Genomic DNA, 7992 nt, shown 5'->3' on the forward strand with positions numbered 1-7992 from the left:
ACCGCCCTCGCACACTGGGACAGGTGTATGGTCCCGCGGGTTGAGGCACCGAGCAGGACCTTAGGGTCTGTCCTCGTCTGCTCAGCTATGGAGACTATGAACTCCGCAACCTCCGGAGATATGTAAACCTTCTTGACAGAATCCATAGCCTCCTTTATCTCCTGGGGTGATACGACGGACCGTATAGTCTTTACCCGCTCTAAAGGGTTTACTCCCATAACTATCTCCTTCTCAACCTCCGGCTCTGGATACCCAACGGACACCCTCATCATGAACCTGTCCATCTGGGACTCGGGGAGAGGGTAGGTCCCGTAGTGTTCAAGGGGGTTCTGGGTAGCTATCACAAAGAAGGGCTCGGGTAGGGGATGGGTCTTGCCATCAACGGTAACCTGCTTCTCAGCCATAGCCTCAAGCAGAGCGCTCTGGGTCTTTGGTGTCGCCCTGTTTATCTCATCCGCAAGGACAAGGTTGTTGAATATGGGTCCTGGCTTGAAGACGAACTCCCGCTGGGACTGGTCAAACACGGAGGTTCCCGTTATATCGGAGGGCAGAAGGTCGCTCGTGAACTGTATCCTTGAGAAGGATAGGCTCATAGCCTTAGCCAGGGAGAGGGCGAGGGTCGTCTTCCCAACTCCGGGTATATCCTCTATCAGCAGATGTCCTCCTGCGAGGAAGCAGGTGAGAGCTTCCCTGATGACCTCCTCCTTCCCCCTGACAACCTTGGCTACCTCTTCAACAACGTCGCTTACCCGCATCTCTCTGAGAGCTAATGATATACTAAATTCCCTCATGCACGAAAGGGTTCTTTTCGTAGCCCTGATATTTCTATCCGCTTATCTCTTGAAAACCCTAAAGCTCTTCAGGGAGGAGGACTCAAAGGTCTTCATAAACTACGTCCTCTACTTCTCCCTCCCTGCCCTCGTCCTTGAAAAGGTGAGGGAGATCAGGCTCGGGGCTGAGGCTTTCGCCGTGGTCCTGACAGCCTGGGCTGTGATAACAACCTCAATCCTGCTGTCCCTTCTCCTTGGAAGGCTTACGGGTATGAAGGGGAGGAGCCTCCGCTCCTTCGTTCTCGTTTCATCCTTCGGAAACACAGCCTTCATGGGCTACCCCTTTACCTTCGCCTTTTTCGGTGATGAGGGCTTGAAATATGCGGTTCTTTACGACCAGCTCGGTTCCTTTCTCCTCGTAATATCCGTGGGATTCTTCGTGGCGACAGGAAGGCTCTCCCTGAGGGAAGTTCTGACCTTTCCCCCCTTCATAGCCCTCGGACTAGCCTTCCTTCTCCGGGGCTACCAGCTCCCTCAGGTCCTTGAGACCTTTTTGGAGATCTCCGGCAGGTCGCTCATACCGGTCGTCCTCTTTGCGGTGGGCTTGAAGTTCTCTCCCGGGCACCTCACTTCTTCGCTCGGGGGCTCCCTCCTTTCGGTGGGAGTAAAGATGCTGATAGCTCCCCTCCTCCTGCTGATCGCCTTCAAGCTCTTGGGACTTTCCGGACTAAGCTACAAGGTTGCCTTCCTTGAGAGCGCTATGCCCCCTATGGTGATGGCGGGTGTACTGGCGATAAAGTACGGTCTTGATGAGGGCTTGGCTATCTCTGCTATAACCCTGGGTATGGTTCTGAGCTTCTTTATAGTCCCTCTCCTACTATCCTTACTTTAGACAGCCCTGTATCTCCTCTGCTGGAGGAACATCTCTATTATCTCCTGTTCTGTAGTTGCATCCTCAGGTCTTTTATCAAACCTGTACCTCCCTGTAAACCTCGGGAACCTAAGACCCAGACCTCTACCTGCCTTTACCTTGTCCCAGGCACAGGTGTGGACAGGGCTGTAGGTGAGCTCAGCACCCGTTATCTCAAGAACGAGATAGGGCTCATACCACACGTCCGCAGCGAGGATTGAGTTCACCCTCGGATGTCTGTGGTCAATACGGTGCTTCTCAAGTATCTCGTCCAGCTTCTTGAAGTCGTCCTCGGTGAAGCCCGTTCCGACCTTGCAAACGGTCTTGAACTGGTCGGTCTCAGGGTCGTAGCAAGCCATCAGGAGGGAACCAAAGTAGCCCGCCCTCTGGCCCTTTCCGTAGAAGGCACCGACCACAACGAGGTCAAGGGTATCCGCAAGATGGGACTTGTAATCTCTCTTGTACTTTATCCAGAGGAAACCCCTCTTTCCAGCCTGATAAACCGATTCGGGGGCGAGGGACTTACAGACCAAACCTTCACAGCCGTCCTCTATAGCTTGATGGAAGAACCTTTCAAGCTCCTCAACGTTGTCCACTATCTCCCTCGTGGCGAGGTTTATCCTATCGGTTATCTTTACCACCCTCTCAAGGGTAGCCCTCCTCTCAGGGTAGGGCTTATCAACGAGCTCCTCCCCATCAAGGTAGAGGATGTCAAAGAGAAAGCCGGCAACGGGATACCTGAGTATGTGAAACCTGCTCACGTACTTGACCCGCCTGTTCATAAGAACCTGAAAGGGCTGTATCTGACCGCTCGCAGGGTCAATCACAACGCACTCCAGCTCAACTATGAAGTCATGGGGTATGGCTTCCTTCAGGAACTCAATGAGGTCGGGGAACTGATGGGTTATGTTCTCAAGCCTCCGTGAGTAAAGCCAGAACTCATCTCCCTTCCTGTGAGCCTGTATCCTCTCCCCATCGTACTTGTACTCGGCCCCGCACTTTCCACCGAGCTTCTTCAGTATCAGGGAGGGGATAGCCATCCTTTCGGCGAGCATTGGTCTTACAGGTCTTCCGAGCTCTATCCTTACCGACTTGACCCCTTCAAGACCTTTCTGTGCAAGGATCTTAGCTACGTAGCCCAGATCCGAGCTGAAGTTGTATGCCCGCTCTATGTACTCTCTGTTCCTCTGATCTCCGGTAAAGGCTATGGCGAGGGCGTCCATTATCGTGTTATCCCCTATGCCGAGCCTGAGCCTCTCGGTAACCGTCCTGAGGAGATACTTGACCTCCAAGGGAGAAGCCTTCTGTAGCAAGCTCTTGAAGAGTTCAGACTTCTTTCTGAGGGCTCCCACGCCCGAGGTCCTGGCTATCTCCAGAAGCGTGTCATAGACCTCTTCAGCTGTGAGCTTTCCCTTAGGCTTGAAACCCTTTTCCTCGTAGAGAGCCTTTCCTGCGTCCCCTAAGTCACCGAGTTCAATAACCTTCTCCTCAATCTCGTGCTCGCTTACACCGAGTACCTCAGCCAGCGCCCTTATGGCAAGCTTCTCACCGAAGTTGTAATCAAGACCTGAGTACTCTGGAGCTACCTCACCCGTTGACAGGTAAACTACCTTGTCTATAAGCTCGGGAGGGGTTTTCTTGAACAGCTCCACGAGGAGCTGTGTCATCTGTATCCTGCTCGTTGTTGCCTCTATCCCGCTATAGAACTCAGCCAGTAAAGAGTAATCCACGGAAATAGTTTAAACCCTGTACTCGCTGACGTGCACGTTTTTCTCGTACAGCCTCGTCAGGTTCTCACTCCTCTCTGTTATCCAGCTGTTCCTATACAGATGGACTTCCGGCTTTCTCGGAGGAAGTGCTTCACCTCTCAGAACCTTGATCTCTCCTTCCCTTGAGAGGCTCTGGGCTAAGCTTTCCCAGAAGCTTATGTCGTCAAAAGCCCAGGGGAGGAACTTCCTTCCCTTCACCTCACCAATCAGGGTTGTGAAGGTGCCTTCGTTCTCTCCCATAAGCGACATGGGGACCTTGACCGAAGCCCTGACCGAGAGCCCGAAGTCGTAGGGGGAAGCGACTATCAGGTGTTCAAGCTTATCAGCCATCTGCTCAAGGGTCTCAGGTTCGTAGTAGTCCTTGATATCCTCTCCGAAGACAACGAGGGTGTTTATCTCTCCCCTCAGGACAGCCCCAACCACCTCCCCTATATCGGAGTAAATCTCCTTAATCCTCTCGTAGAGACCGAAGGTGTTTCCATCCTTAGGCAGAACGAGGATCCTGTGCCCTTTCTCCTGAAGTGCCTTGAGCTTTCTGCCGAGCTCCTCAGCCTCCTTGCCTCTGAAGGAGATGCTGTTGACAACTATCACACCCTTTCCTTCAAGCCTTTCTATGTCGTCAAGGCTTATCTCCTCGGGCTCAAACTTCTCGTCCCTTACACCCTTCCCTACCCTGTAAACCTTACCTTTTATGTAGTAGCTCAGAACCGTTGCGGTTGAGGTTATGTCGTCTCCCACGAAGACGTAAAAGTCGGCGGAGCTAACATCCTCAAGGGATGGAGGTCTGTAATCTCCGAGGGCGTCAGCAAGCTTGAAGAAGTCCGCTGTCTGAGGTGCGGTTATGTAGCTGTTTGTAGCCTTAGCTATCCTCACCACGCTGTCCATTATCTCGTTGGGAACGTATCCCGAGAGAACGAAGGCTGTTTCCCTTTCATGGACTCCGAGGACTGAAGCCAGAAGGTTTACGAGGTTCCCAGGGCTCTCCTCCCTTCCGTGGGCGTAGGGCTTTAAGAGCCTGTCAACGTTCAGGGCATCGTAGCCAAAGAACGCCTTCGCGCAGATGTTGAGCTCTTCGGTTGGCTTTGTCCTGTAGACCTTCCTCTTTGACCTCCAGTCCCCCAAGCCGTACTCTATCTGAATCTCACAGCCGACTGGACAGAGGTTGCACCTCGTGAGCTCTCTCTCAAGGAGCCAGCTCCTTGACCAGTACTTGAAGGGCTTGGAGATTATAGCCCCTACAGGGCAGACATGAACGCATATGCCGCACATCTCACAGGACGATGTGTCCATCGGTCTGACCGTCGGGACGATGTTGGAGTCAAAGCCCCTGCTCTCAACGTATAGGGCGTGGGCACCTACTATCTCATCGCAAGCCCTCGTGCACCTGTAGCAGACGACACACCTGTTGGAGTAGTACTCAAGGAAGTCGCTCTCCCAGTCGTACTCCTCCCTCTCCTTCTCAAGGGCGGATATGGGAACAACCTGCCTCTGGGGTCCGTAGATGGCTCCGAAGTTCTGGAGGTCGCACTCTCCCGCCTTGTCGCAGATAGGACAGTCAAGGGGGTGTCTGGTCATTAGAGCCTGAAGGAGGTACTTCTGGTTTTCCTCCACCTCCTTGCTCGTGTGGTGGGTCCTTATCACCATCCCTTCCTGAACGGGAGTGTTGCAGGATATGACGAGCCTCTTTATGTTCTCCCAGTAAACCACACACATCCTGCAGGCGCCCGCTATAGAGAGCTTGGGGTGGTAGCAAAAGTAGGGTATATCTATTCCGTTCTCAAGAGCAGCCTGGAGGACCGTCTTGCCCTTCTCAACCTCATACTCCTTGTCGTCTATAAATATCTTCACCTTCTCAGCCATAGCCAGCCTCCGAGGGAATATGATACAGAAAAATTTTGTCTCCTTTTCTCCGAGCTTGATGGTCAAGCTCATAGAAATAACTTTATTAAGGTAATGAGAAGAAAGCCGGCGGTAGCGGGAACTTTCTACCCGGCACAGGCTCAGAGCCTGAGCAAGCTCCTTGACCTCCTCTGCGGGGAGGAGGAAGCCCATAAGATAGAGCCGAAGGCTGTCCTCGTTCCCCATGCAGGTCTTATTTACTCTGGAAGGACCGCCTGCGCGGTGTACAAGAGGGTAAGAATTCCCGAAAGAGTGGTACTTCTGGGACCCAACCATACCGGCTACGGGAGCGATATATCGGTCTATCCCGGGGGAGTATGGGAAACACCCTTCGGCGAGGTTGAGATAGACGGCGAGCTACTTGATGAGGTCCTTCAATACCCCCACGCAAAGGCTGACGAGAGCGCCCACCTTTACGAGCACTCCCTTGAGGTTCAGCTCCCCTTTCTTTTCAGATACGCGGAGTCTTCTTTTAGCATACTTCCCATAGTCCTCGGATTCCTTGACTACGATAGAGCTAAGGACTTCGGCATATACTTAGGAGAGGTTCTCAAGGGAAAAGACGCCCTCATTGTTATAAGCTCGGACATGTCTCACTACATAAGCGCGGAGGAAGCCAGAAAGAGGGACGAGATACTCATCTCCGCCATGGAGAGGCTCGCAACCGACGAGCTTTACTTCAAGAGGGTGCAGTACAACATAACCATGTGCGGATTCATTCCCGCCGTTGTTGGGATAGAGGCGGCTAAGGTGCTCGGTGCGAGGCAGGGAATTCTGATTGACTACACCAACTCGGGAGAGGTGACGGGAGACTACGAGAGGGTCGTAGCCTACGCAGGCTTGATCTTTGTTTCAGGGGTTATATTAAAAGGGGAGATGGGAATAGCGGAAAGGTATCCGGTTCGCTACAGTGTGAAGGACTACGAGAGTTGGGAGGGAGACTGGGAGCTTGTGGAGGGAATTCCCTATGCCCTCGCCTCACCCTCACCTAAACATCAGGCGGTGGGTGCACGTCTTGTGAGGGAGCTATCCCTTGAGGTTGAGGAGAAGTGTCCTGAGTGCTTCGTTCTGTACGAAACGGACTGGTATGTATCAAGCGATACCGTGGTAAGACCGGATATAGCCGTTATCTGCGGTAAACTTGAGGAAAAGCTGAGGAAGACACCCCTCCTGATAGTAGAGATAGTCTCTCCGGGTTCTGAAAGACAGGACGAGGGACTCAAGTTTGAGCTGTATCAGAGAGAAGGGGTAAGAAACTACCTCCTCATATACCCGGAGGAAAGAACCTACAAGTATTATGTCCTTACCGAGAGGGGATACATGAGGAAGGATGGAACTTCAATAGACATCGGGAACTGCACCATAACCCTGAACATAGACAAAATCTGGATTTGACCTAAAATATCCTTCCCATGATAGACACCCACTGCCACCTTGACCTCTTGAAGAAGGAGGATTTTGAGGAGACTGTCAAAGACAGGAGCCTTGAGTATCTCCTGACCGTTGGCTACGATAGAAAGACGATAAAGAATGCCCTCAGACTCGCCCAAGAGCACGAGCACGTTTACTGCGCCATAGGCTTTCACCCCCACGAGGCTGACAAGGTGAGCGACGAGGACCTTGAGTGGCTCAAAGACCTTGCCCTGAAGAACCCAAAGGTAAAGGCGATTGGAGAGATGGGACTTGACTTTTACAAGAACTACTCCGACCCCAAGAAGCAAGAAGACGTCTTCAGAAAGCAGATAGCCATCGCAAGGGAGCTTGGACTTCCCATAGTTGTCCACATGAGGGATGCACAGGAGGAGACCATAAGGATACTGAGGGAGGAGAGAGCTTACGAGGTCGGAGGGATAATGCACTGCTTTACGGGTTCTTACGAGACGATGAAGAAGGCTGTTGACCTTGGCTTCTACATATCCTACTCCGGGATTCTCACCTATAAAAACGCCGAAGGCGTCCGTGAAGTAGCTAAAAAAACACCTACAACGAGGATTCTGCTTGAGACCGATGCACCCTTCTTAGCTCCCCAGCCCGTCAGGGGAAAACCCAACAAGCCCCCCTACATCTGGCACACCGCAAAGGTCCTCGCGGAGCTCCTTCCCAACACCTCTCTTGAGGACGTGGACAGGATGACCTCGGAGAACGCCAAGCTCATTCTGAGCCTCCCCTCAAACGGCAAAAAGGACACCATAACCTACGTGATAAACAACAAGCTCTACATAAACCTCACCAACAAGTGCAACCTCCACTGCTCTTTCTGCCAGAGGGAGAGAGAGAGAAACTTCATGGTTAAAGGCTACTGGGTATGGACCTCAAGGGACCCGTCTGTTGAGGAGGTTATAAGGGAGATAGGAGACCCCAAAAGGTACGAGGAGGTTGTCTTCTGCGGATACGGGGAACCTACTCTGAAGCTGAGCGCCCTTAAGGAGATAGCCAGGTACGTCAAATCCAAAGGGGGAAGGGTCAGGGTGGATACAAACGGTCTCATGTTCACCTTCCTCCCAAAGGAGAAGCTAAGGGAGCTGAAAGGTCTTGTGGATGTGTGGTCCGTATCCCTCAACGCCCCCGACAGGGAGACCTACAACAGAGTTTGCAGACCCGCCCAGCCCGATGCCTTTGATAAAGTCCTTGAATTTATAAAAGA

The 7992-nt window shown here is 52.5% G+C and carries 6 protein-coding genes; 3 read left to right on the forward strand and 3 right to left on the reverse strand.

Annotated elements, in window-relative coordinates; translation table 11 throughout:
• On the reverse strand, positions 1-755 hold a 755-nt coding region (locus tag AC1HCM_RS05345; RefSeq protein WP_479460735.1), incomplete at its 3' end, for an AAA family ATPase.
• Between the two features lie 34 nt (positions 756-789).
• Here AC1HCM_RS05345 and AC1HCM_RS05350 point away from each other — a divergent pair.
• Entirely contained in the window at positions 790-1662 is an 873-nt protein-coding gene (locus tag AC1HCM_RS05350) for an AEC family transporter (RefSeq protein WP_479460736.1), read from the forward strand.
• Here AC1HCM_RS05350 and AC1HCM_RS05355 read toward each other — a convergent pair.
• A complete protein-coding gene (locus AC1HCM_RS05355) occupies positions 1659-3410 on the reverse strand; it encodes an ATP-dependent DNA ligase (protein WP_479460737.1) in 1752 nt (583 codons plus the stop codon). The two genes, AC1HCM_RS05350 and AC1HCM_RS05355, sit on opposite strands and share 4 nt — an antisense overlap.
• A gap of 9 nt (positions 3411-3419) precedes the next feature.
• Positions 3420-5309 (reverse strand): 2Fe-2S iron-sulfur cluster-binding protein, encoded by a 1890-nt coding sequence (locus AC1HCM_RS05360; RefSeq protein ID WP_479460738.1) that lies wholly within the window; start codon positions 5307-5309, stop codon positions 3420-3422.
• A 93-nt stretch (positions 5310-5402) separates the two neighbouring features.
• On the opposite strand from AC1HCM_RS05360, the gene amrB reads away from it, so the two are divergent.
• Positions 5403-6743 (forward strand): AmmeMemoRadiSam system protein B, encoded by a 1341-nt coding sequence (amrB, locus tag AC1HCM_RS05365; protein WP_479460739.1) that lies wholly within the window; start codon positions 5403-5405, stop codon positions 6741-6743.
• Between the two features lie 17 nt (positions 6744-6760).
• Positions 6761-7992 (forward strand): YchF/TatD family DNA exonuclease (locus AC1HCM_RS05370; protein WP_479460740.1); only part of this gene is annotated, 1232 nt, incomplete at its 3' end.

The organism is Hydrogenivirga sp. (genome assembly GCF_056450045.1).

What these genes read in the sequence shown, in the direction of transcription:
- AC1HCM_RS05350 (WP_479460736.1), top strand. Translation starts at nt 790, where the DNA reads ATGCACGAAAGGGTTCTTTTCGTAGCCCTGATATTTCTATCCGCTTAT.
- AC1HCM_RS05360 (WP_479460738.1), bottom strand. Translation starts at nt 5,309, where the DNA reads ATGGCTGAGAAGGTGAAGATATTTATAGACGACAAGGAGTATGAGGTT.
- amrB (WP_479460739.1), top strand. Translation starts at nt 5,403, where the DNA reads ATGAGAAGAAAGCCGGCGGTAGCGGGAACTTTCTACCCGGCACAGGCT.